Source organism: Myxococcus hansupus, from assembly GCF_000280925.3.
Taxonomy (GTDB): Bacteria; Myxococcota; Myxococcia; order Myxococcales; family Myxococcaceae; genus Myxococcus; species Myxococcus hansupus.
Genome location: NZ_CP012109.1, coordinates 6,748,516 through 6,770,700, shown reverse-complemented (window position 1 = coordinate 6,770,700; position 22,185 = coordinate 6,748,516). Strand labels below are relative to the sequence as shown.

The window sequence follows — 22,185 nt, the reverse complement described above, 5'->3', positions numbered from 1 at the left end:
CGGCTCAGGGCGCGGGCTGCGGCTTGCCCGGCGTGCGCGAGTAGTGGAGCACCATGGCCTCCAACCGCGACAGGGCCTTGTCCAGCGTCTCCATGGAGGGGCCGAAGGACAGGCGCACGTAGCCGCGGAAGCGCGAGGGCCGCGCGCGGCGCTTGCCCGGGTTCACGTCGAAGAACTCACCCGGCACGGCGATGATTTTCTGGTCCAACGCGGCGCGGAAGAAGCCCATGCCGTCGTTGAGCGGCGCGGGCAGTCCGGACACGTTGCCCCAGACGTAGAAGGTTCCGTCCGGCGCGCGGTCCGTGCGGATGCCGATGCGCTCCAGCCGGGAGTGGAAGCGGTCGCGCTTCTCCCGGAAGGTGTTGTGGATGGCCATGGTCTCCTGCACCACCGGCTCCTCCTGCAGGAGGGGTATCGCGGCGCGCTGGAGCGGCCGGCTGCCGCCTCCGTCCAGGAAGCTGCCCGCGCTGGAGACCGCCTCGATGACCTGTCGCGGGCCCAACGTCCACGTCATGCGCCAACCCGGATAGCGCCAGTTCTTGGTGAAGCCGTCGAACACGACCACCGGGTCCTTGTTCACGTCCTCCACGTAGCGCGCGGCGCTCTCCACCGGCAGGTGACCGGGGCGGCCCGTCCAGATGTAGTGCGAATAGAACTCGTCGACCAGCAGCGTGCACTCGTGCTCGCGGGCCACGCTCACCCAGCGCGCCATCTCCTCGCCGTGCACCAGCTTGCCGGTGGGATTGCACGGATTGGAGAACAGCAGCGCGGACAGGCCGCGCCCCTGGACCTCGCGCCGCAGGTCCTCGGCGGTGAAGGCGTAGCCGCGCTCGCCCTCCAGGAGGATGGGGATGGCGGTGAACGCCTTGAAGACGTCCAGCAGCTCTTCATACGCCGTGTAGTCCGGCAGGAAGTGGCCCAGGTTGATGGCGCCCAGGCTCGCGGCGGCGCGGGTGAGCGCGGCGCGGCCTCCACCGGAGAGGCACACGTTCTCCGCGCTGTACTGGCTGGGCATGCCCCGCCGGTAGAGCCGGTTGTAGAGGCTGGCGATGGACTCGCGCACCTCCCAGAGTCCGGCGACGGGCGCGTACTCCATGTCCGCCACGTCGATGGTGACCTGGTTCAGCCGGGGTGGGGCGCCGGGCAGGTCCCCCGTCTCTGGCTGGCCCTGGCCCAGATTGCACCACTCCGGGTCGCTGGAGCGGTAGCCGCGGCGGGTGGCCTCGGCGGTGACGAAGATGACGCCGGTGCGGGGCACGGCGCGGAATGCCGGAAGGGAGACGTCGTCGCTCACGACATCCACCCTAGCGGAAGTCCGGCGCGGGCGCGCTGCCTGCGCGTGGCGCGCTCAGCGCACGATGGGCACCGTGGTGAGCAACCGTCATGCCTGGCGCAACCTCGCGGGAACACGAGGCGCGGCCGGAACAGGGGCCGGGGGTGTGCGTGCAGCGAGGTGCACAACCCCGGCGGGCCCGTCCGAGTCCGTCGGCTCAGCCCTCGAGCGAAGCGCGCAGGAACCACGCGTGCTTCTCGAACTCGGTGATGATGTCCGTGGCGAGGCCCTCGGAGTCGGAGTCCCCGTTCTCGGTGAAGAGGGCGCGGCTCTTGCGCAGGCCGTCCAGGTAGACCTCGATGCGCTCGGCGAGCAGCTTCACGTGCTCCATGTCGCGCGTGGTGTCCTGCGGATACTCCGGCAGGCGGCTCGTCTTGCCCACGTGGCGGGTGGTGCCGTAGGCCTTGCCACCCAGCGTCACCGCGCGCTCGGCGATGGAGTCGTTGTGCGTGGCCAGGCTCACCGCGAACGTCTCGAACAGCGGGTGGAGCGAGGCGAACTGCGGGCCCTTGATGTTCCAGTGCGCGACCTTGATTTGCGAGTGCAGGTCGAGCCCGTCGGCGAGCCGCTCGTTGAGGGAGTCGGCGATGGCGGCGCGGGCCTTCTCGGGCAGGGGGCTGGGGCTGCGGTACATGATGTCTTCCTTTCAGGTCTGCGTGTCGTGTGTGGCAGGTTGGATGCGCGACGGCCAAAAAGGGAGCGCCCTCCGGTGTTTCCACCGGAGGGCGCTTGAAACTTCGGCGATGCCTCGCGACAGAGCGGCTTAAGACTCCAGCCCCACCGCCGCCGCGTTGATGACCGACGCGATGCGAATCGCGTCGTGCACCTGGTCCTCGGAGAGGCCGCCCTCGAGGACGACCTTCTCATGGGACTGCATGCACATCTCGCAGCCGTTGATGGCGCTGACGGCGAGGCAGACCAGCTCGAAGTCCACCTTGTTCGTCAGCACCTGCGCGAGCCGGTTCATCCGCAGTCCGGCGCGCTTGGTCGAGTACGACTCCTTCCCGATCATGTGCCGGAAGCGGTAGTACACGTTGTTCATCGCCATCAGCGACGCCGCCGCACGCGCGTCCTCGATGACAGGCTCGGGATTCGCGAGGGCCTTCTTCGCCTCGTTCAGCATGGCCTCCTTCAGCCGCTCGTTCCGAGCGGTGAAGGCGCATGCCACGGCCACACCCCAACGCTGCTCCGCGGTGAGGCTGCCACCTTCCAGGACGGCCTGGAGGTTGAGGCGGGTGTCCTTGTGGGAGTCCGCCAGTTCAGAGCGGACGACTTCGAGCGAGGCCATGGTGGATTACCCCGCCTTCGACAGCTTCTGGGTCAGGGTCTCCTCACCCTTGGTCCAGTTGCAGGGGCACAGCTCGTCCGTCTGGAGCGCGTCCAGCGTGCGCACCGTCTCGGAGACGTTGCGGCCCACGGACAGGTCGTTGACCGTCACGTGGCGGATGATGCCCTCGGGGTCCGCGATGAACGTCGCGCGGAGGGCCACGCCCTCCTCCTTGTGGAGGATGCCCAGCGCGTTGCAGAGCTCGTGCTTCAGGTCCGCCAGCATGGGGAAGGGCAGGTTCTTCAGGTCCGGGTGGTGCGTGCGCCACGCGTGGTGCACGAACTCGCTGTCGGTGCTCAGGCCGAGGACCTGCGCGTCACGGTCAGCGAAGTCCTTGTTCTTCTTGCCGAACTCCGCGATCTCCGTGGGGCAGATGAAGGTGAAGTCCTTCGGCCACGCGAACAGGACCAGCCACTTGCCCTTGAAGGTCTCGTTCGTGATGTCCTGGAACTCCTTGCCCTTCTCCAGGGACACGGTGGCCTTCACCTTGAAGTTCGGGATCTTGTCGCCAACGGTCAGCATTACGGCTCCTTGGGATGGGGGGCCCGGCGGTGCGCCGACCCCGGTGAATGCGTTCTGTCCTACGGCTTAGCAGTCGCCGTGCCAGGGCTTCGAATCAATGATTCCGGGGGTTTGGAATTCACCCCCGCTGGGTCGGTGCCACTGGGCCGGTGTCTAACGAAATCTCGGTGGGGCTCGCCACTGCAATTTCGGTGGATCGGAAAACTCGGTGCGACGGGTCGCTTGCGCGCCTGGCGGGCGCGGGCGGCGCAAAATACGAGAACCCTCGTGAGGTTGCACTCGGTGAGGATAGGCGGACGTTCGATTGTGCAGCCGCGAACGCGTGCTCCGTCCACCTACAACACGGGACATGGGCATGCGTTCCGCTGAAGCACAAGGGCGGGGTGCCTCCAGCCTCCCGCCGGGGCTGGCACGGACGCTGGGGAACCAGGGCTCCGGCCACCCCGGCGGCTCACCGGTGTGGCGCCACACGCGCCATGGAGCGCGGCCTGCTTCAACGGCAGGGACACGAAGGCCGGGGCGGCGGCGGGCGACGAGAACTTCAGCGTCGTGAAGCGGGCGGCCTTGTCCGCGCAGCGCCGGGCCACGGTGTCGAGGACGAGCGACAGCCGTCCGCGAGGGGCTTCGTTGCTCAGCCAGTGCACCGCTGTCACTGCGTCCAATCAAAGACAGGCCCGCGCCGTACGTAACGCCCGCGGCGCTGATGCGAGCCGGGGCCGCGGGGGTGTTGGCGACGACCCAATCGATGACGTGTGTCAGGTCGCCAAGGTCCTTGGGGCCGGCCGTGTCGATGGCGCCTCCCGGCGTATCGAAGCCTCGTGGCGTGTCTGAGGCCACGACACGGCGACCGTCGCGGCAATGACTCTCAGCCAGTGCATGCACTCCGCCTGTGAGGGGATGGCGTGCGGGCTGATTCGGGGCAATCCAGCGCGGCTGCGTGTCGTGACTGGGCTGTCACGATGCTTCAGCAGGAGGATTACAAGTGCGCTGCGTGTGATGTCACACCCACCGGCTATAGAAATCAGTGACCTTTCCGCACGAACGGTGCGGGGTCCTTCTTCTCGAGGCTCCTCCATGACAAGGCATTTCCTGGCTGCGGTGACGCGGCTTTCCGGGCTTTTGTGCGCACTCGTCCTGTCGCTTCCCAGCGTCTCTTGGGCGGACATGGTGACGTTCTGCCGTGAGGCGCTGGCGGTCCCCGGTCAGACATTTTCGAACCTGACGGGCACGTATTCCGGAGGCTTGACCCCGGGCTACTACATCATGAACGTGACGCAGTCCGGGCCCTTTGCCCTCCAGAACCTGTATGCCTCCTGGAATGGCACGGTGGCGGGAGAGGCTCAGTTCATCATGCCTCAGTCGTCCAATGTCTATCTTCACGGCAAGATCCCCCCGGGGGCCACACCCGGTCAGGTGGTCGAAGTGAAGTTCACCATCGTGAATTCATTGAACACCGTCGTCGACGAGAGCCGTGTCCTGGTGCGCGTCGGTGGGGAGAGCCCGGGCTGGACGAACGTCTGGACGGGCGCGGGGACGGCGGGCATCGCGGGCTACACGCGGCAATATGTCGGTGACTTCGACGGTGACGGCGCCGAGGACATCCTGGGCGTGGCCGATAACGGCTGGATGACGATGTTTCACTACGTCAACGGTGACTGGCAGTGGGGCTGGAGCAACTACGGCTCGACGTCCGCGGGCGACGGCATCCACGCGTACCGGAACAACCTCGTCGTGGGTGACTTCGACGGTGACGGCAGGGACGAGGTGCTGGGCCTGTCCTCCTGGGTGACGATGTTCCACTTCGACAATGGCACGTGGAATTGGGGCTGGAGCAACAATGGCAGCGCGCAGGACCCGCTCTCCTCGCACCTCTCTGGCGGTGGGTATCCGGTCGTCGGCAACTTCGACGTCGTGGGCAACAGCGGGACGTCGCCGGTCAACAAGGACGAACTCCTCGCGGTGAATCCGAACGGGTGGCTGTCGCTCTTCCGGCTCAATGCCGCTGGCGGTTGGGACCAGGTGTGGAGCACGTGGGGCAACACGTCGCACGGCCTCTATCTGTACCGTGGAAAGCTCCGCAACGGCGGCGACACCAATGGGGATGGTCAGGATGAGCTCGTGGGGTTCGCGAACTGGGCGACCACCTTCCGCTACGTGAACAACGACTTCGTCTGGAACTGGTCCACCGGTGGCGCCAACAACCTCGCGGGCGTGGGCTACCCGCTCGGTGGCGGCGTCGTCTTCCTGGCGGGAAACATCGACCACGTGGACAACAAGGACGAGTGGTTCTTCATCGACACGGGCGCGTCCGCGAGCTGGGCCACCACCGTGGATTGGTCCGGCACCCAGTTCAACTGGAACTGGTCGAACCTCAACAGCAGCCCCGCGTCCGCGGCCATCGGGAATTGGCCGCTCGTCAGTCACGGTGGCACCAACACCAGCTACCAGTTGGTTCGCGCGGTCGCGGGACAGCCTGAGTTCCTCATCGCCCGCCGTCGCTTCTGCAACGTCAACGACATGCGCATGTACCGCGTGTCGAACCCGTCGGCGAACTACTGAGCGGCACCCTCGGTCCGGCGCCCACCCGTCCCCGAAGGGGGGCGGGCGGGCAGCCCTGGGCCCGTGGGCTTCCGGCGGGCCTGGGGCATGAATCCCTGTGATTCCGGTGGGTTGGAGGTGAGCGGGAGGTGGGCCCCGAAATCTCGGTGGCGGCAGCACTGCAATTTCGGTGGAACCCTATTATTTCGTAGGCATGCAGGACGACCTCACAGGCACCATCAACGGCGCGAAGGACGCTCAGGACCTCATCGAGCTGGCCACGGCGGAGGACTCCGTGGGTGACCTGCTCCGCCGGGGGCTCGACTGGCTGACGCGGGTGGTGCGCTTCGATCTGGCCACGGTGTTCCTCCTCAAGGAGGGCCGGTTGGTGTCGGTGGCCGCGCGAGGCCCGTTGGCGAACGCGAAGGTGCGGCAGCACTCGCTGAAGCTGTCGGAGTTCCCCTCGCTGCGCCATGCGCTGGAGACGCGGCGGGCCAAGGCCTTCACGGAAGAGGACCACGCGCACGGCGACGGCGACCCGTTTGACGGCGTGCTGGACCTGCCGCCGGGGCACTCGTGCATGGTGGTTCCGCTGTGCGCGGGCGAGCGCTGCTACGGCGTGTTGTCCCTGGACCGCGCCGAATGCGAGACGTACCCGCAGCCGGTGGTGGACCTGGTGGAGGTGTACGGGCAGATGTTGGCCACGGCGCTCCAGTCCGCCGAGCAGCGCGTGACCTTCGAGCGGCTTCACCGGCAGGACCACGAGCACGCGAAGCTGCTGGAGGCGCAGCTCGGGGGCGACTCGGAGGGCATCCTCGAGACGTCGCGGAGCCCGGTGATGCGCGACCTGGCGCGGCGGGCCCGGCAGGTGGCGGAGACGGACACGCCGGTGCTGATTACCGGCGAGACGGGCACGGGCAAGGAGCGTCTGTCGCGGGCCATCCACCGCTGGAGCTCCCGCGCGGACCAGCCCTTCGTCACGCTCAACTGCGCGGCCATTCCGGCGGGGCTCCTGGAGAGCGAGCTGTTCGGTCACGTGAAGGGTGCGTTCACCGGCGCGACGAAGGACCGGGCCGGGCGCTTCCAGATGGCGCATGGGGGCACGCTGCTCCTGGATGAAGTGGGCGAGCTGCCCTTCGACCTCCAGGCCAAGCTGCTGCGCGCGCTCCAGGAGAAGACGTTCGAGCCGGTGGGCAGCGACAAGACGGTGCGCGCGGACGTGCGCATCCTGGCGGCCACGCATGTGGACCTGCAGCAGGCCATCGCGCAGAAGCGCTTCCGCGAGGACCTCTACTACCGGTTGAGTGTGTTCCCGCTGCGCCTGCCGCCGCTGCGCGAGCGGCGCGAGGACCTGCCCCAGCTTTGCGACTTCCTCCTGGAGGAGCAGTCGCGGCGGACGGGACGCAGGGGCATGCGCGTGACGCCCGCGGGGCTGGCGCGATTGGAGACGTACGAGTGGCCGGGCAACCTGCGCGAGCTGGCCAACGCGCTGGAGCGGGCCACCATCCTCACGCGGGGCAATGAGCTGGGGCCGGAGGCCTTCGACATGCCCACGCGTGGCGCCGTGGCGGCCACTCCATCCGTGGAGCCCGTGGCCTCCGTGGCTCCCGCCGCCGGTGAGCCGAAGCTGGCGCCGGTGCTCACGCTGGCGGCGGTGCAGCGGGAGCACATCCTGCGCGTGCTCACGCTCACCCGGGGCCGCGTCTACGGCGAGGGCGGCGCGGCGGCACTGCTGGGGCTCAAGCCGTCCACGCTCCAGAGCCGGATGAAGAAGCTGGGCATCGCCCGGCTGGAGCAGTTCGTCGTCGACGAGGCGTGAGCCAGGGGCCCGGCGCTAGCTGACGCGCGGGGCCTGCGGGGCCACGGGGTAGGTGCCCCGCTGACCGAACGGCGGGTCGAACAGCGCCGGGTCCGACTGCCGCGAACGGAAGAGGTCGACGATGTAGTTCATCCGCTGGTCCAGCTTGCTCCAGTCCTTCGCGCCGGTGCCCTTGAGGCTGTCGGGGCTCTTGTCGAGCTGGTCCAGGAGCGTGCGCAGCTCCGGGTTCTCGATGGAGCGCAGGTGCGGCGGGAAGATCGTCGACTCCATCCCCGCCGGCGGCGGCAAATCGTTCCCCAGCTTCAGCACCTCACCCGGCACGGCCAGCTTCATCATGTGCTCGGTGGCGAGGCGCCGGAAGACGCTCGCGGCGCCATCCACGACGGGGTTCAACGCCGCGTCCACCAGGCCCGTCTTGAGCGCCGCCTTGCCCGCGAGGTTGGCGGGGAAGGGGAGCGCGTTGATGTGCGCCTCGATGGTCTGCTTGAGGATGCCGCGGAAGGTCTCCTTCACCGGCGCATTGAGCGCCTTCTCGACGTAGGGCTGCAGCCGCGTCTGCTCGTGCAGGCCCACCTTGTCGTTGGCCAGCAGCATCAGCTCGGCCTTCTTGTTCGGGTCCTTCTCGAACATGGCCTGGGCGTAGTGGCCGAAGGCTTCCTTCAACACCGGCTTGTCCGCCGGGAAGCCGTTCAGGTACTGCGCGACTTTCGCCGCGTCATACTGGGTGTCGCCCTGGAACGTCTCCACGAAGCGGGCGAACTCCTGGCCCACCTCCTCGAACACCACCTTGTTGCCGTCCGCGATGGACTGGCTCACGTTCTGGAGCGCCTGGTTGCCCGCCGCGGCGATGTCCCCCAGCGGCAGCGCGGGCAGGCCCAGCTTGCGCAGCAGGTCGTCCACCTGGGACAGCGGCCCCATCACGTTGTCGGCCTGCTTGAGCGCCTCCGTGAAGAACTTGGGCATGTCCTCGCCGCGGATGCTCACGCCGGCCTGCTTCGACGCCCAGGTCGCGAAGGTGGACCAGTTGGCGTTCTCCGTGCCGAGGAGCTGCCCCATGGCGTTGGACAGGTCCGAGTAGCCCTGCGTCACCGCGTGGTTGCGCGCCACCGGGTCCTGCATGGCGGCGATGTCCCGCACCTGCGCGGCGGTCGGATAGCTGCCCGGGGTGACCCGCGAGCCCTGGGCCACCGTCGCGGGACTGTTCAGCGCCACCAGGGGCTGCCGCGAGGCCGGGGACTCGAACTGCGACACCCCGGACATGCCGGGCCGGGGCGTCCGGGTCTGAGCCTGGGGCTTCACCTCGTTGCGCGCGGGACGCGGCGGCTCACGGGGCTCGGTGGGACGGGCCGGGGCGCGGCGGGACGGGATTCTGGGGGGCGACATGTCCCCTGAGTATCGGCTGGAATCGGAAAAAGTTGCGTCTACTGCGACGGAGCGTGAAACGCCCCCGGCCCGGGAGGACTGCCGGCTCAGGTCTTGATTTCGATGTCCCAGGCGCAGCCGTTCCACGTGCCCGTGGCCACCGGCTTGCGCGCCGCGGGCGTGCTTCCGGGGGCTTGTTTGGGCAGCAACTCAAGTTGCTTCCAGGCTTCGCTGCCCTGGCCCAGGGGGCGCGCCTCCACGCCGTCGAAGGAGAGTCCCAGGACGTCCAGGTTCAAGCCCTCGTTCAGCGAGTCCATCACCTGGAGCTGGCCACAGCCCACGGTGACGGAGGTGAGGTTGCCCATGACCACGTCGTGACCTCCCAGGCTCTTCGTCTCGATGAAGAGCAGCGGCCGGCCCGGGGTGCCGAGCGCCGACTTGAGCGCGGGCGTGAGGGACTGACAGTCGACGAAGTTGGCGTCGAGCTCCGACTCGTCACCGTCGCCGCTGGCGATGCGCTTGCGAATCGCGTCGAGCTGCCGTTGTCCTTCCTTCTTCTCGCTCGCGGTGCATGCGCCCTGGCAGGTTCCTTCGAAGAATTGCTCCGCGAGCAGGTCCTTCCCGTGTGACAGGCGGACGCGCAGGTCGCTCGTCTCACACTCCATCACCTTGCGCTGGCGGACGCGGTGGACGGTGAGCACCAGCGACTTCTCCTTCTCGAAGGGCACGGTGGCCAGCAGGTTGGCGTTCCCGGGCAGCCACGAGGTGACCGGGATGGGCTGGGGGCACGCCAGCGCCGCGGGGCCGGTGAGCTGCTTGACGTAGGCCTGGTCCACCATGGGGAGGACGCGGGCTCGCGCGGCTTGGGCCTCCTGCTTCGTGCCGCAAACGCCGAGCAGGAGGACTTGCAGCCCCGGCGTGAGGCCCGGCAGGGATGAGGATTCGATGACCTGTGGGTAGCCCTCCGCGGGTCTGGCCCAGGTGAAGGCTCTGTCCTTCTGCATCGCCGCGAGCTGGGCTTCCGCCTCGGCTCGCTGCGGCTTGCTCGCCAGGATGATGGCCCAGGCCTTCTCCTGGACCTGCTGCTTCTGCGCGGGCGCGGCGGCCACCGCGGACCCGGGCATGAGCAGGAACGTGAGCAGCGCGACGGAGATCAGCGGAGGTGCCGAGACGGGCATGCGGAGTCCTTGTCGAAAGCGCGCCGAGCCTACCGACGCCCGCAGGTCCACGGCCAGCCCCGCGCGAGCGCGTCACGCCACGCGGGGCGTGGGCGTCGTCACGGGGTAGGTCCCCGCGCGGCCGAAGGGCGGGTCGAACAGCGCCGGGTCCGACTGCCGCGTTCGGAAGAGGTCGATGATGTAGTTCATCCGCTGGTCCAGCTTGCTCCAGTCCTCCGCGCCGGTGCCCTTGAGGCTGTCGGGGCTCTTGTCGAACTCCGCCAGCAGGGCGCGCAGCTCGGGGTTCTCGATGGTGCGCAGGTGCGGCGGGAAGAGCGTCGTCTCCATGCCCGGAGGCGGTGGCAAGTCCTGGCCCAGCTTGAGCGCGCTTCCAGGCACCGCGAGCTTCATCATGTGCTCGGTGGAGAAGCGGCGGAACGCACGGGCCATGGCGTCCACGACGGGGAACAGCGCAGCGTCCACCACGCCCGACTTGAGGGCCGCCTTGCCCGCGACGTTGGCGGGGAAGGGGAGCGCGTTGATGTTCGCTTCGGTGGTCTGCCGGAGGATGTTGTGGAAGGTCTGCTTCATGGGCGCGTTGAGCGCCTTCTCGATTTGCGGCTGAAGCCGACGTTGCTCGTGCAGGCCGACCTTGTTGTTGGCCATCAGCATCAGCTCGGCCTTCGTGTTGGCGTCCTGTTCGAACATGGCCTGGGCGTAGTGGCCAAAGGCCTCTCGCAGCACGGGCTTGTCCACGGGGAACTCGCTCAGGTACCGCGCCACCTTCGCCGCGTCGTATTGGGCGTCGCCCTGGAAGGTGTCCACGAAGCGTGACAGCGCCTGGCCGACTTCCTCGAACACGAGCTTGTTGCCCTCGGAGATGGCCAGGCTGACGTGCTTGAGCGCGTCATTGCCCGCGGAGCCGATGTCGCCCAGTGGCAGCGCGGGGACACCCAGTTTGCGCAGCAGGTCGTCCACCTTGGACAGCGGGCCCATGACGCTGTCGAGCCCCTTGAGCACGTCGGTGAAGAACCTGGGCATGTCCTCGCCGCGGATGCTCACGCCGGCCTGCTTCGACGCCCAGGTCGCGAAGGTGGACCAGTTCGCGTTCTCCACGCCGAGCAGATGTCCCACCGCGTTGGACAGGTCCGAGTAGCTCTGCGTCACCGCGTGGTTGCGCACCACCAGGTCCTGCATGGCGCAGATGGCCCGGACGTCCTCGGTGGAGGGATAGCTTCCGGGCGCCACGCGCTGCCATGGGAAGCAGGCCTCGACGGCTGACGGTGTCTCCAGCGGGGGAATGAGGCCAGGGGCTCGGGCTGGGGGACGGAGACGTGCGCTGAGGTCTTCAGCTCGTTGCGAGGAGGACGCGAGGCCCCCTCGGTCTCCGTGGTGGGGGCATGGGGCAGGGGACCGATGGGGGGCGTCTTCATTTCCCTATTATCGATGGAAAACCGGAAAAGTTCTGGGCCCTGCCCCCCAGGGCATGTCGGACCTGTGAGGTAGGAATGGGTGGACAGGCTGTTTCAGGTGGGGTTCCACTTGGGGGAGGCAGGACGGATGATGGCGTGGTGGGAGGCGGTTGGCCTGGGGAGTTCCGAGATGGGGAATGAGACGAAGCGGCCCGCGACCTACGAGGACCTGATGGCGTTGCCCGAGAACATGGTCGGGCAGATCGTTGATGGAGAACTCATCGCGCAGCCGCGTCCAGCGATTCCTCACGCGGTGGCGCACTCTGTTCTTACGGGACTGCTGCTCTCCTATTTCCAGGTAGGTCAGCGTGCGCCCGGTGGTTGGTGGATTGTCCTCGAACCCGAGCTGCATTTCGCTCAGGACGTCCTGGTCCCGGATATCTCCGGATGGCGTCGCGAGCGCATGCCCGTGCTACGGCGTGAGCCGTTCTTCACGCTGGCTCCCGACTGGGTCTGTGAGGTGCTGTCGCCGTCGACGCGGAACCTGGACCGGAACCGCAAGCGGGAAATCTACGCGCGCGAAGGCGTCGGGCACGTGTGGCTGGTGGACCCTGCCGCGCGGACGCTGGAGGCCTTCGCTCGGCGGAATGGAGACTGGGTTCCGCTGGGCCAATTCTCCGGGACCGCGCGTGTCCGAGTTGCGCCATTCGAGGAGCTGGAGCTGGACCTCGCGGTGTTGTGGCCGCCAGAACTCGAGGTGCGTGAGTTGGGCGAAGACGGCGTGCTCTATGGAGAGTGACGGTTGTCGAGGCCCATGCGCATCGCGAACGCTCGCCACGCGTGCCGTGCCTCGTCGAGGCTGACTTCCTGGAACCGGACCGGTGCACCGGGACGCCGTGCGCACAAGCTGCCCCAGTCGGCGCGGATGACGGTGGCGATGAGAGGATAGCCCCCGGTGGTCGGATGGTCCGGGCCCAGCACGATGGGCGTGCCCGACAAGGTGACCTGGATGGCGCCCCGCACCATGGGGCGGGACGTGCCCGCGCCTTCATCTCCGTGAGTGAGCGCAGGGCCTTCGAGCCGCATTCCCACTCGGTCGCTCGACGCGGAGACGGTGAAGGCGCCTGACAGCAACGTGGCCACGGTGGCGGGTTCGAAGCGATGCGTGTCCGGTCCCAGCGTGACGCGGATGGGCGCCACCGCGTCGACCCTGTCGTCGAGTGTCGGGGCCGTCCCGTGTGTGTTCGCGGCGCCGAGCGGAAGCGCGTCCCCCGCGCGCAGGAGTCGGCCCGCATGTCCGCCCAGCTTCGCGACCAGGAGCGTGCCGCGGCCTCCCAGCACCTCGGGGACCGCGAGGCCGCCCTCCACCGCGACGTAGCGCACGCTGCGCGTCTCGGGGGCGGAGACGGGGAGACTCTCTCCGTCCGTCAGGGTGTACACGCGGCCGTCCACGGAGACGCGAAGTGGTCGTCCCCTGGCGCGCAACTCCAAGCGGCCGAAGGCCTCCAGGGCTGCCGTGCCATGGGGGTTGCCGACGGCGCGATTCGCCAGGGCCAACAACTCCGGCACCAGCGGCCCTCCAGGCGGCACGCCGTGGTGCATCTGTCCTGGGCGTCCCGCGTCCTGCACCGTCACCGGCGCGCCCACGCTGATGATGTCGAGCGAGCCCGTCATCCGTCCACCCGTTCGAAGCGCACGCGGTCCCCGAGCTGCAACGCCGCGCCGTGTTCGGGCGTGAAGGCGGTGAAGTCCAGCGCGGTGCCGATGAGGTTCCAGCCTCCCGGAGAGGCGAAGGGATAGACGCCGGTGCGTCCTCCGGCGATTCCCACCGCCAGGGCGGGGACCCGGGTGCGCGGCGTGGAGAGCCGGGGCACGCTGATGCGCGGGTCCACCTCGCCCAGATAGGCGAACCCCGGCAGGAAGCCCACGCAGCGCACGGTGTACTCGCGGGCGGTGTGGCACCGGGCGACCTCGTCCTCCGTGAGCCCCGCGCGTGCCGCGACCGTGTGCAGGTCCTGTCCGTCGTAGCGCACGCGGATGGTCATGAGCGGGCGCTCGGCGAGGGGCGCGGGAAGGCGCAGCAGCCGCGCCAGCGCGAGTCTCGGCTCTTCGGGTGGCGCCTCCGGGCGGAAGTACACGCAGGCGTGTTCCTCGGTGATGACGGCGTCCAGCACGTGAGGCAGGGCACTGAGCGCATCGCGCGCCGCGCGTCGCTCGATTCCCTCGGGGAGCACCAGCCGCAGGGCACCGTCGCCGAGCGGCTCGGCGGGCAGGGCGAGTGCGTCCAGGGTGGCACGGACCTCGCGCGCCAACGCCACCGCACCCGGCGTGTCACCGTGCACGCAGACGGTGTCCACGCCGCCGCTCGTGGCGAGCCGGACGGTGTTGTCTCGCGCCAGCGCGTGGTCGGTCAGCACCGCGCCGGGTTGGCCGCGTGGAATGAGCGAGCCATCCGGCCGCGTTCCCCGGTCCGCGAAGCCCTCGCGTGCATACGCGAGCCCCGCCGTCCGGGCCGCGTCGTGCAGGGCTCCCGTGCCCGGGCCGATGAGGGTGACGCCCGTTCCCAGCGCGGACACCACGCCATCCACCACCGCGAGGGCCAGGGCCGGTGAGGCATTGGCCGCGTGGTACAGCGCGCCGTGGGGCTTGGCGTAGCGCACGGGCAGCCTGCGCTCGGAGGCCAGCGCGGCGAGCCGTGCGCACTGTGCCTTGATTTGATTCCGGAGCTGCTCCGGCGTCACGTCGAGCGCGCGACGGCCGAACCCTTCCCGGTCTTCGTAGGACGGGTGCGCGCCTGCCTGGGCGCCGTGCCGCTCGCACAACGCCAGGGCATGGCGCATGGAGGCGTCATCTCCCGCGTGTCCGCCGCAGGCGATGTTGGCGATGTGCGCCAGTGCATAGAGCTGCGCGTCTTCTCCAGGCAGTTCGCCCAGGTCGACGTTGAGGAGGCACTCCGTCATGCGGCGCACGGTACGCGAGCGGCGCTTCGGGTGCAGCCATCCCAGAAGCCGGAGGCGCTGGCGCTCCAGCGGACGCTGGCGAGGGAAGTCTCACGCACCACCCCGGGGCTGGGGCCGGTTGGCACCGGGGTGGTACGCGCCCGGACGGGGCCTCGACGAGGCACTGTTCGGGAACTTCCACCCTGGATACGTCCACGGACCTTTTCTCTGGTCATTTCCAGGACGTTTTCACGCAGGGCTCAGCGGCCCTGGGAGGTCAGCGTGTTCGGGCCGCCGGCCTTCACCCATCGCACGAGGGCGCGCGCCGTCTTCTCGTCGATGAGCTCCGCGTAGGTGGGCATGGGCGTGCCGGGGAGGAACTGCTCGGGGTTGCGCACCCAGCGGACCAGGTCGGCTTCGCTGCGCGTGGCCACCTTCGCGAGCCGGTCGTGATAGCGAGCGCCCGGCGCGTGGCAGCTCGCGCAGCCGAACTTCGTGAAGAGGGCGGCGGCATCCACCGCGGGCGTCTGGGGGCGCGGCTTGGGCGCGGGTTTGCGCGTCACGGGCTTGGGGCCCGCCGCGTGGGTCGTGTCCGATGGCGAGGGCGTCGCCGAGGCGTGGGCGCTTTGCCGCGGAGCCGGTGTGGGGCTCACGGGCTGCTCCGAAGCCGAGGGAGCACCTCCCGCCTGGGAAGTCGCTGACGAGGCCGGAGCGCTGGGATTCGGTCTGGCGGGTGTCGCGGATGGCCGCGCGGTGTCTGGGGCTGGCGGATGGGAAATGGCGCTCGACGCCTGGCTGTCCGGCTGCGCGCTCGGGCTCGGAATGGCGACAGTCGATGTCGGGGGGCTGCTCGTAGTGGGGTCGCCCGGAGCGAGAGCCGCTTGGGCATCCTCGCCGGTCGCCGTGCCCTCCTGCTGCACGGTCTCCGCAGCGTCCTCGCCAGCTTCCTGCGTCACCCACTGAGGCCGCACGGACGTCGCGGTGAGGCGGGGCCTCGCGTCCTTCACGGCGTTCTTCTTCGTGGGCACCGAGCGCAAGTAGTCATAGAGCGCCTGGGCCTCCACATCGTCCATGCCGCGGAAGCGAGGCATCGGCGAGCGCAGCACGGAGCCATCTGGCGCGAGTCCGTCGCGCACCGCGCGGGTGAAGTCCTCCAACGTCCAGTTCGCCAGCCCCGTCTCATGGAACGTGATGTTGCTGGAGTGGACCTTCCGGCCCTCCGGGTCGACGAACGCCATGCCCCCGGCGAACACGTCGTCTCCCTCCGTCTTCCGGGGGCTGAAGCCATCCGTGTGGCAGGATGCGCAGTCGTAGACGTCATGCGCCATGTAGTGGCCGTACTCCCGGCTCGCGGACTTGGGCGGCACGGGGATGCCCGAAGCGGGCCGCTCCACCGGCTCGTTGCCGGTGATGAAGCGGAAGCCAATGCCGCCGAAGAAGCTGAACTTCGACGGCGGCGCGGGCTCGGCCGTCGGCGTGAAGAGCGGATGTCCGGAGCGCATGAAGCCCAGCACCGCCGCGAGGTCGGCGTCGCCCATGCCGTAGCTGGGCATCACCATCAGCCGCCCGTCTCGGCTCACGCTGTAGCGGATGGCCCGGGCCAGCTCCTCGTCCTTCATGGCGCCGATGCCGGCCTCCGCGTGCGCCGTGAGGTTCGCCGCGTGGAAGCGCCCCATGTAGGAGGGCAGCTCGCGCAGCGGCGCCCCGGCGGCCGTCTCCGCGTCACCGCCCCGGTGGCAGGACTCACAGCTCGCGTGGAAGATGGCGGCGCCTCGCTCCAGCGCGGCGGGAGACAGGTCCGCGCGGATGGGCGGGTAGGGGGCGTTGACGGTGCCCGCGCAGCCCGCCAGCAGGGCGGCTCCCGCGAACCACGTGCTCCTCACGGCGTCCAGGATGGTTCGGCGCATGGGCGGCCCTGACGCATATCGCATCCGCGCCGAGGACGGAAAACCCTCACCGCCGTTCGCCCAGGACATCCCACGCCACGTGAGTTCCGCCGCGGCGCGGCAGCGTGGCTACACTCCTGGGCACCATGACGCGCCCGCTCGAGTCCTATCGCGACCTGTTCCCCGTGCTGCGGGAGCAGCTCTACCTGAACCACGCGGGGGTGGCCCCCACCAGCCTGCGCGCCGCCGAGGCCGTGCGCGGCTGGATGGAGGACATCGTCCACCACGGCATCAAGCACGAGCGCGGCTGGGAGGCCCACTGCGAGCGCGTGCGCGGCCTGGCCGCCCGCCTCATCAACGCGGAGCCCGGTGAAGTGGCCTTCGTGCGCAACACCAGCCATGGCCTGGGCCTGGTGGCGGAGGGCCTGGACTGGAAGCCCGGAGACGAGGTCGTCGTGGCCTCCTCGCTGGAGTACCCCTCCAACGTCTATCCCTGGCTGCACCTCAAGGACCGGGGCGTGGTGGTGCGTGAGGTGGAGACGCCCGAGGGCGGCGTCACGCCGGAGGCGGTGGCCGCGTCCCTCACGCCGCGCACGAAGCTCGTCGCGGTGTCCTCGGTGCAGTTCGCCACCGGCTACCGCACGGACCTGGACGCGGTGGGCGCCCTGTGTGAGCGGGCGGGCGTCCTCTTCTGCGTGGATGGCATCCAGAGCGTGGGGTGCATCCCCGTGGACGTGAAGAAGAGCCGCATCCACTTCCTGAGCGCGGACAGCCACAAGTGGATGCTGGGCATCGCCGGCATCGGCTTCGTCTACGTGGCCAAGGACGTGTTGCCCCGGCTGCGCCCCGTGCTCGTGGGCTGGCGCAGCACCACGGACGCGTGGAACTTCAACCGCAGCCACTTCGAGCTGCGCCCGGACGCGGGGAAGCTGGAGGAGGGCAGCGCCGCGTACACCGGCATCTACGCGCTGGGCGCCGCGCTGGAGCTGTTGCACGAGGTGGGCATGGACGCCATCTCCGCGCGCATCCGCGAGCTGCTCGTCCAACTGGAGGCCGGGCTGCGCGGGCTGGGCTGCGACGTGGGGCCCACGCCGGAACACCGCGCGGGCATCCTCACCTTCCTGCCACCGGAGGGCGACGCCAAATCGCTCGGAGCGTGGCTCGCCGGGCGTGACGTCGCGCTCTCGGTGCGCCGCGGGCGCGTCCGCCTCTCACCCCACTTCTACAACCTGCCCGAGGAGATGGACCGGCTGGTGGAGCTGGTGCGGACGCACCGCGGCTGAGGCCCCTGCTACTGGGCGGGGAACAGCGACTCGATGGAGAGGTAGCGCTCGCCCGTGTCGTAGTTGAAGACGAGCACGCGGCTGCCGTCGTTCATCTCGCCCAGCTTCTGGTTCACCGCGGACAGCGCGGCGCCGGAGGAGATGCCCACGAAGATGCCTTCTTCCCGCGCGGCGCGGCGGGTGAACTCGAAGGCGTCCTCCTCGGCGACCTGAATCGCGCCGTCGAGCGCGTCCTTGTGCAGGTTCTTGGGGATGAAGCCGGCGCCAATGCCCTGGATGGGGTGCGGGCCCGGCTGGCCGCCGCTGATGACGGGCGACTTGGTGGGCTCCACGGCGAAGACCTTGAGCTTCGGCCAGACCTTCTTCAGCTCCTCGGCGCACGCGGTGATGTGGCCGCCGGTGCCCACGCCGGTGATGAGGTAGTCGAGCCCCTCCGGGAAGTCCTTCAGGATTTCCTGCACCGTGGTGCGGCGGTGGACCTCGATGTTGGCCTCGTTCTCGAACTGCTGCGGCATCCACGCGTTGGGGACCTGCGCCACCAGCTCGTTGGCGCGGGCGATGGCGCCCTTCATGCCCTGGGCGCGCGGGGTCAGCTCGAAGGTGGCGCCGTAGGCGGCCATCAGGCGGCGGCGCTCGATGCTCATCGACTCCGGCATGACGAGCACCAGCTTGTAGCCCTTCACCGCGGCGACCATGGCCAGGCCGATGCCGGTGTTGCCGCTGGTGGGCTCGATGATGACGCTGTCCTTCTTGAGCAGGCCGCGCTTCTCCGCGTCCTCAATCATGGACAGCGCGATGCGGTCCTTGATGCTGCCGCCCGGGTTGGCGCGCTCCAGCTTCACGTGCACCGTCACGCGGGCCGGAAACAGCCGGTTGATGCGCACGTGCGGCGTGTTGCCGATGGTCTCCAGGATGCTGTTCGCCTTCATGTGGGGGGCCTCGTTGGGTGGGTCAGATGTGAAACTCGAGTGCGTCCAGCGAACCGTCCGCGCCGCGCTGACGCACTTCGCTGCGGCGGGTCACCACGGATTGAGAAGGGATGCTCTGCGTGAGCCAGGCGTTGCCGGCGATGATGCTGCCGCGGCCCACCACGGTTTCGCCGCCGAGGATGGTGGCGTTCGCGTACACCACCACGTCGTCCTCGATGGTGGGGTGACGCTTCTTGTCCGTCAGCCCCTTCTCCACCACCAGCGCGCCCAGGGTGACGCCCTGGTACAGCTTGACGTTGTCGCCAATGAGCGTCGTCTCGCCGATGACGACACCCGTGCCGTGGTCGATGACGAATCGCCGGCCAATGGTGGCCCCCGGGTGGATGTCCACGCCGGTCCGCTGATGCGCGTACTCGGTGAGCAGGCGGGGCAGCAGCGGGAAGCCCAGCGCGTGCAGCGCGTTGGCCACCCGGTAGATGGCGATGGCGTAGAAGCCCGGGTACGTGAGGATGACCTCGTCCACCGTGCGAGCGGCCGGGTCCGCCTCGAAAATGGCGTCCGCGTCCTGACGCAGCCAGTCATAGAGGCCGGGCAGGCGCTCCATGAAGCGGGCAGGGAGGTCTCGTTCGATGCCGGGGTAGAGCGGGGCCAGGGCATCGCGGATGCGGTGGAGGCTGGCCTCGACGGTGGTGACGTCCCGGCGGACGGCGGCGGCGGTACATTCCAGCCGGTCCGCGAAGTGAGGGAAGAGCAGGCCCAGGACCTGCCCCACGAACTCGGGGGCGGCGCGCCTGACGTCGGCAGGGAAGCAGTGGCGCTGCCGGGCTTCCAGCAGGGCCGCGACCAGCCTGGCGTTGGAGTCGTCCATGAATCTCAGTTTCTAACGCAGTGCGTGGTCCGGCTGCACGCCGGAATGGTCGATTCCTGCGGTGACTGTTTGTTGCTGGTGGGCCCTCTAGGTTTCGCACCCACGCCGCCAGTGCGAGGCGCTGTCCTCCCGCCGGGCAATCCGGGCCCCGGCCGGAGGGTGGGGCTCGGGGGCGCTTGCCGCGTGCAACCGCCAGCGGGACGATGAGGCCATGTCCCAAGCCCCGGTCCCTTCCTACGCTCACGGCACCAGCACCACCCCGCTGTTGGGGGAGACGATTGGCCTGAACCTCCGGCGGACCGTCGAGCGGCACGGCGACCGGGAAGCCCTGGTGGTGGCGTCCCAGGGGTACCGGGCCACGTACCGGCAGCTCTGGGCGCTCACGTCCGAGGTGGCGCGCGGCCTGATGGCGCTGGGCGTGGAGAAGGGGGACCGGGTGGGGCTCTGGTCCCCCAACCGCTTCGAGTGGGTGGCCATCCAGTACGCCACGGCGCGCATCGGGGCCATCCTGGTCAACATCAACCCGGCCTACCGGACCACGGAGCTGGAGTACGCGCTCAACCAGTCCGGCGCGAAGGTGCTCGTGCTGTCGCGGGGCTTTCGGCAGACGGACTACCGGAGCATGGTGCAAGAGGTCCGGCCGCGCTGTCCGGGTCTGCGCCAGGCGCTGGTGATGGAGGACGACTGGCAGCGGTTGCTCGAGGGGGCGAGGGATGTCTCCGAGGACGCGCTGGCCGCTCGCGAGGCGTCGCTGCAGTTCGATGACGCCATCAACATCCAATACACGTCGGGGACGACGGGCTCGCCGAAGGGCGCCACGCTGTCGCACCACAACGTGCTGAACAACGGGTTCTTCATTGGCGAGGCCCTGCGCTACGGGCCGGAGGACCGGGTGTGCATCCCTGTGCCCTTCTATCACTGCTTCGGCATGGTGATTGGCAACCTGGCCTGCACCAGTCACGGCGCCACCATGGTGATTCCGGCCGAGGCGTTCGACCCGCTGCTGGTGCTTCAAACGGTGCAGGCCGAGCGCTGCACGTCGCTGTACGGCGTGCCCACCATGTTCATCGCGGAGCTGGAGCACCCGCGCTTCGATGAGTTCGATTTGTCGACGCTGCGCACCGGCGTCATGGCGGGCTCGCCGTGCCCGGTGGAGGTGATGAAGCAGGTGCAGTCGCGCATGCACATGCGCGAGGTGACCATCTGCTACGGGATGACGGAGACGTCGCCGGTGTCCACGCAGAGCGCGCTCGATGAGCCGTTGGACAAGCGGGTGTCCACCGTGGGGCGCGTGCATCCGCACCTGGAGGTGAAGATCGTCGACGCGGGCACGGGCGAGGTGGTGCCCCGGGGCGCGCCGGGTGAGCTGTGTACGCGCGGGTACAGCGTGATGCTCGGGTACTGGGCCAACCCCGAGGCCACCGCCGCGGCCGTGGACGCCGCGGGGTGGATGCACACGGGGGACCTGGCGGTGATGGACGCGGAGGGCTACGTGAAGGTGGTGGGCCGCATCAAGGACACCATCATCCGGGGCGGCGAGAACATCTCCCCGCGTGAGGTCGAGGAGTTCCTCCACACGCACCCGGGCGTGAGCGAGACGCAGGTCATCGGCGTGCCGAGCAAGAAGTACGGCGAGGAGGTGATGGCCTGGGTGCGCGGGAAGCCCGGCGTGACGCTGACGCCCGATGCGCTGACGGCCTTCTGCACCGGGCGCATCGCGTCCTTCAAGATTCCCCGCTACTGGAAGTTCGTGGACGCGTTCCCGATGACGGTGACGGGCAAGGTGCAGAAGTTCAAGATGCGCGAGGCGTCCGTCGTGGAGCTGGGGCTCGAGGACGCCGCGGCGATCAAGACGGCCTGACGCGGGTGGCCCGCTTGGCGCGGGGCTTCGCTGGCGCGGCTTGCTTCCTGGGCGCGGCCTTGGCGCGGGGCTTGGCCGGCGCGGCTTGCTTGCTGGGAACATCCTTGGTGCGAGGCTTCGTTGGCGCGGTCTGCTTGCTGGGAGCAGCCTTGGCGCGAGGCTTCGTTGGCGCGGTCTGCTTGCTGGGAGCAGCCTTGGCGCGAGGCTTCGTTGGCGCGGTCTGCTTGCTGGGAGCAGCCTTGGCGTAAGGCTTCGCTAGCGGGTCCTCCTTGCTGGCTGGGGCCGTGGTGCGAGGCTTGGCTGAAGGGGCCTGCTTGCTGGCGCGAGGCTTCGCCGGAGTGACCTGTTTCGAGGCCGCGCCCTTGACGCGAGGCTTCACTGCGATGGGCTGTGCGCTCCCGGTTGCCGCTGTGTGGCGCTTCGCAGGGGAGGCGGCATTGCTGCTCGCCGCCATGGCACGCGCACTTGTCGCGGCAGTCTCGTCCTGCTTCGAGGACAAACTCGCGGCGTCTGTCCGCGCCTGACTTTCGGACGTCTTCGCGGCGGCCTTCCCCCGAGGCTTCTTCGCCGCCTTCTTCAGCGCCGCACGGTTGGCCGCGTCGACGGCGCGCCGGGCCCATGGGAGCAGTGCGTAGGCGTCATCTGACGCGTCCGCGGGCGGCGTCCAGTAACCCATCTCCACGGGCTTCTCGCCACCGTCGTAGACGAAAGGCCTGCACCCGGCGGCCTGGAAGTCCGGCTTCGTGACGTCATCCACCTTCAGGAAAAGCTGGCCGCCCCCGATGAGCCCGAACATCCTGCCGCCCAGGTACACGCCCCAGCCGCCGAACATCGAGCGCGCCTGCACCGGCCCGACCTTCTCCAGCAGCTCCAGCGTGTACTCAACGAAGCTGTCCATCCGGGCCATGGTGGTTTCTCCGAGTCTCGGTGGCCCGCAGAAGGGCGGAGC

19 protein-coding genes are annotated in these 22,185 nt (G+C 69.1%); 5 read left to right on the top strand and 14 right to left on the bottom strand.

Translation table 11 applies throughout. The annotated features are described in order from the left end of the window. Positions 1-4 precede the first annotated feature (4 nt). From A176_RS26310 to A176_RS41090, 5 genes are all read right to left on the bottom strand, one after another. Entirely contained in the window at positions 5-1,294 is a 1,290-nt protein-coding gene (locus tag A176_RS26310; RefSeq protein ID WP_044889485.1) for a pyridoxal phosphate-dependent aminotransferase, read from the bottom strand. A gap of 196 nt (positions 1,295-1,490) precedes the next feature. Continuing rightward, entirely contained in the window at positions 1,491-1,967 is a 477-nt protein-coding gene (dps, locus tag A176_RS26305; protein ID WP_002638273.1) for a DNA starvation/stationary phase protection protein Dps, read from the bottom strand. 129 nt (positions 1,968-2,096) lie between these two features. Then, complete coding sequence (locus A176_RS26300; protein ID WP_002638272.1) at positions 2,097-2,621, bottom strand: carboxymuconolactone decarboxylase family protein; 525 nt, start codon at positions 2,619-2,621, stop codon at positions 2,097-2,099. 6 nt (positions 2,622-2,627) lie between these two features. Next, entirely contained in the window at positions 2,628-3,182 is a 555-nt protein-coding gene (locus A176_RS26295; protein WP_002638271.1) for a peroxiredoxin, read from the bottom strand. Positions 3,183-3,335: 153 nt separating this feature from the next. Next, positions 3,336-4,064 (bottom strand): CocE/NonD family hydrolase, encoded by a 729-nt coding sequence (locus A176_RS41090; protein WP_338042791.1) that lies wholly within the window; start codon positions 4,062-4,064, stop codon positions 3,336-3,338. A 192-nt stretch (positions 4,065-4,256) separates the two neighbouring features. On the opposite strand from A176_RS41090, the gene A176_RS26285 reads away from it, so the two are divergent. Together A176_RS26285 and A176_RS26280 are read left to right on the top strand one after the other, a co-directional pair. Further along, complete coding sequence (locus A176_RS26285; RefSeq protein WP_044889412.1) at positions 4,257-5,741, top strand: FG-GAP repeat domain-containing protein; 1,485 nt, start codon at positions 4,257-4,259, stop codon at positions 5,739-5,741. 193 nt (positions 5,742-5,934) lie between these two features. Then, positions 5,935-7,539, top strand: coding sequence for a sigma 54-interacting transcriptional regulator (locus A176_RS26280; RefSeq protein ID WP_002638268.1), 1,605 nt, complete (start codon positions 5,935-5,937; stop codon positions 7,537-7,539). 15 nt (positions 7,540-7,554) lie between these two features. Here the strand turns inward: A176_RS26280 and A176_RS26275 are convergent, their stop codons facing one another. The 3 genes from A176_RS26275 to A176_RS26265 form a co-directional block, all read right to left on the bottom strand. Next, positions 7,555-8,922, bottom strand: a complete 1,368-nt coding sequence (locus A176_RS26275; protein WP_044889413.1) for a hypothetical protein — start codon at positions 8,920-8,922, stop codon at positions 7,555-7,557. Positions 8,923-9,008: 86 nt separating this feature from the next. Further along, positions 9,009-10,079 carry a hypothetical protein gene (locus A176_RS26270; protein ID WP_002638266.1) on the bottom strand — a complete coding sequence of 357 codons (1,071 nt, stop codon included), beginning with the start codon at positions 10,077-10,079 and terminating at the stop codon, positions 9,009-9,011. A gap of 72 nt (positions 10,080-10,151) precedes the next feature. Further along, positions 10,152-11,306: a hypothetical protein gene (locus A176_RS26265; RefSeq protein WP_226993991.1), complete on the bottom strand. Its 1,155-nt coding sequence runs from the start codon at positions 11,304-11,306 to the stop codon at positions 10,152-10,154. A gap of 354 nt (positions 11,307-11,660) precedes the next feature. Between A176_RS26265 and A176_RS26260 the strand changes: the two genes are divergently transcribed. Beyond that, positions 11,661-12,269, top strand: coding sequence for a Uma2 family endonuclease (locus A176_RS26260; protein ID WP_044889486.1), 609 nt, complete (start codon positions 11,661-11,663; stop codon positions 12,267-12,269). On the opposite strand, the gene A176_RS26255 is transcribed toward A176_RS26260, so the two are convergent. The 3 genes from A176_RS26255 to A176_RS26245 form a co-directional block, all read right to left on the bottom strand. Then, positions 12,257-13,144, bottom strand: a complete 888-nt coding sequence (locus A176_RS26255) for a 5-oxoprolinase subunit C family protein (RefSeq protein ID WP_002638263.1) — start codon at positions 13,142-13,144, stop codon at positions 12,257-12,259. The genes A176_RS26260 and A176_RS26255 overlap by 13 nt on opposite strands. After that, the gene (locus tag A176_RS26250; RefSeq protein WP_002638262.1) at positions 13,141-14,430 is read right to left on the bottom strand and encodes a LamB/YcsF family protein; all 1,290 of its coding nucleotides are present in this window, start codon (positions 14,428-14,430) and stop codon (positions 13,141-13,143) included. Before A176_RS26250 ends, A176_RS26255 begins: the two co-directional genes overlap by 4 nt. Before the next feature lie 239 nt (positions 14,431-14,669). Then, positions 14,670-16,316 carry a c-type cytochrome gene (locus A176_RS26245; RefSeq protein WP_002638261.1) on the bottom strand — a complete coding sequence of 549 codons (1,647 nt, stop codon included), beginning with the start codon at positions 16,314-16,316 and terminating at the stop codon, positions 14,670-14,672. 125 nt (positions 16,317-16,441) lie between these two features. Here A176_RS26245 and A176_RS26240 point away from each other — a divergent pair, with 125 nt between their 5' ends. Next, a complete protein-coding gene (locus A176_RS26240) occupies positions 16,442-17,578 on the top strand; it encodes an aminotransferase class V-fold PLP-dependent enzyme (protein WP_021781039.1) in 1,137 nt (378 codons plus the stop codon). 8 nt (positions 17,579-17,586) lie between these two features. Here the strand turns inward: A176_RS26240 and cysK are convergent, their stop codons facing one another. Next, positions 17,587-18,507 (bottom strand): cysteine synthase A, encoded by a 921-nt coding sequence (gene cysK / locus A176_RS26235; protein WP_002638259.1) that lies wholly within the window; start codon positions 18,505-18,507, stop codon positions 17,587-17,589. 22 nt (positions 18,508-18,529) lie between these two features. Then, a complete protein-coding gene (gene epsC, locus A176_RS26230) occupies positions 18,530-19,375 on the bottom strand; it encodes a serine O-acetyltransferase EpsC (protein WP_002638258.1) in 846 nt (281 codons plus the stop codon). A gap of 211 nt (positions 19,376-19,586) precedes the next feature. Here epsC and A176_RS26225 point away from each other — a divergent pair, with 211 nt between their 5' ends. Beyond that, on the top strand, positions 19,587-21,236 hold the full coding sequence (locus A176_RS26225) for an AMP-binding protein (protein ID WP_002638257.1): 1,650 nt from the start codon (positions 19,587-19,589) through the stop codon (positions 21,234-21,236). Here A176_RS26225 and A176_RS40235 read toward each other — a convergent pair. Then, positions 21,223-22,143, bottom strand: coding sequence for a TfoX/Sxy family protein (locus A176_RS40235; RefSeq protein WP_002638256.1), 921 nt, complete (start codon positions 22,141-22,143; stop codon positions 21,223-21,225). The two genes, A176_RS26225 and A176_RS40235, sit on opposite strands and share 14 nt — an antisense overlap. Between the last annotated feature and the right edge of the window lie 42 nt (positions 22,144-22,185).

What these genes read in the sequence shown, in the direction of transcription:
- dps (WP_002638273.1), bottom strand. Translation starts at nt 1,967, where the DNA reads ATGTACCGCAGCCCCAGCCCCCTGCCCGAGAAGGCCCGCGCCGCCATC.
- A176_RS26300 (WP_002638272.1), bottom strand. Translation starts at nt 2,621, where the DNA reads ATGGCCTCGCTCGAAGTCGTCCGCTCTGAACTGGCGGACTCCCACAAG.
- A176_RS26295 (WP_002638271.1), bottom strand. Translation starts at nt 3,182, where the DNA reads ATGCTGACCGTTGGCGACAAGATCCCGAACTTCAAGGTGAAGGCCACC.
- A176_RS26285 (WP_044889412.1), top strand. Translation starts at nt 4,257, where the DNA reads ATGACAAGGCATTTCCTGGCTGCGGTGACGCGGCTTTCCGGGCTTTTG.
- A176_RS26280 (WP_002638268.1), top strand. Translation starts at nt 5,935, where the DNA reads ATGCAGGACGACCTCACAGGCACCATCAACGGCGCGAAGGACGCTCAG.
- A176_RS26275 (WP_044889413.1), bottom strand. Translation starts at nt 8,922, where the DNA reads ATGTCGCCCCCCAGAATCCCGTCCCGCCGCGCCCCGGCCCGTCCCACC.
- A176_RS26270 (WP_002638266.1), bottom strand. Translation starts at nt 10,079, where the DNA reads ATGCCCGTCTCGGCACCTCCGCTGATCTCCGTCGCGCTGCTCACGTTC.
- A176_RS26260 (WP_044889486.1), top strand. Translation starts at nt 11,661, where the DNA reads ATGGGGAATGAGACGAAGCGGCCCGCGACCTACGAGGACCTGATGGCG.
- A176_RS26255 (WP_002638263.1), bottom strand. Translation starts at nt 13,144, where the DNA reads ATGACGGGCTCGCTCGACATCATCAGCGTGGGCGCGCCGGTGACGGTG.
- A176_RS26250 (WP_002638262.1), bottom strand. Translation starts at nt 14,430, where the DNA reads ATGACGGAGTGCCTCCTCAACGTCGACCTGGGCGAACTGCCTGGAGAA.
- A176_RS26245 (WP_002638261.1), bottom strand. Translation starts at nt 16,316, where the DNA reads ATGCGCCGAACCATCCTGGACGCCGTGAGGAGCACGTGGTTCGCGGGA.
- A176_RS26240 (WP_021781039.1), top strand. Translation starts at nt 16,442, where the DNA reads ATGACGCGCCCGCTCGAGTCCTATCGCGACCTGTTCCCCGTGCTGCGG.
- cysK (WP_002638259.1), bottom strand. Translation starts at nt 18,507, where the DNA reads ATGAAGGCGAACAGCATCCTGGAGACCATCGGCAACACGCCGCACGTG.
- epsC (WP_002638258.1), bottom strand. Translation starts at nt 19,375, where the DNA reads ATGGACGACTCCAACGCCAGGCTGGTCGCGGCCCTGCTGGAAGCCCGG.
- A176_RS26225 (WP_002638257.1), top strand. Translation starts at nt 19,587, where the DNA reads ATGTCCCAAGCCCCGGTCCCTTCCTACGCTCACGGCACCAGCACCACC.
- A176_RS40235 (WP_002638256.1), bottom strand. Translation starts at nt 22,143, where the DNA reads ATGGCCCGGATGGACAGCTTCGTTGAGTACACGCTGGAGCTGCTGGAG.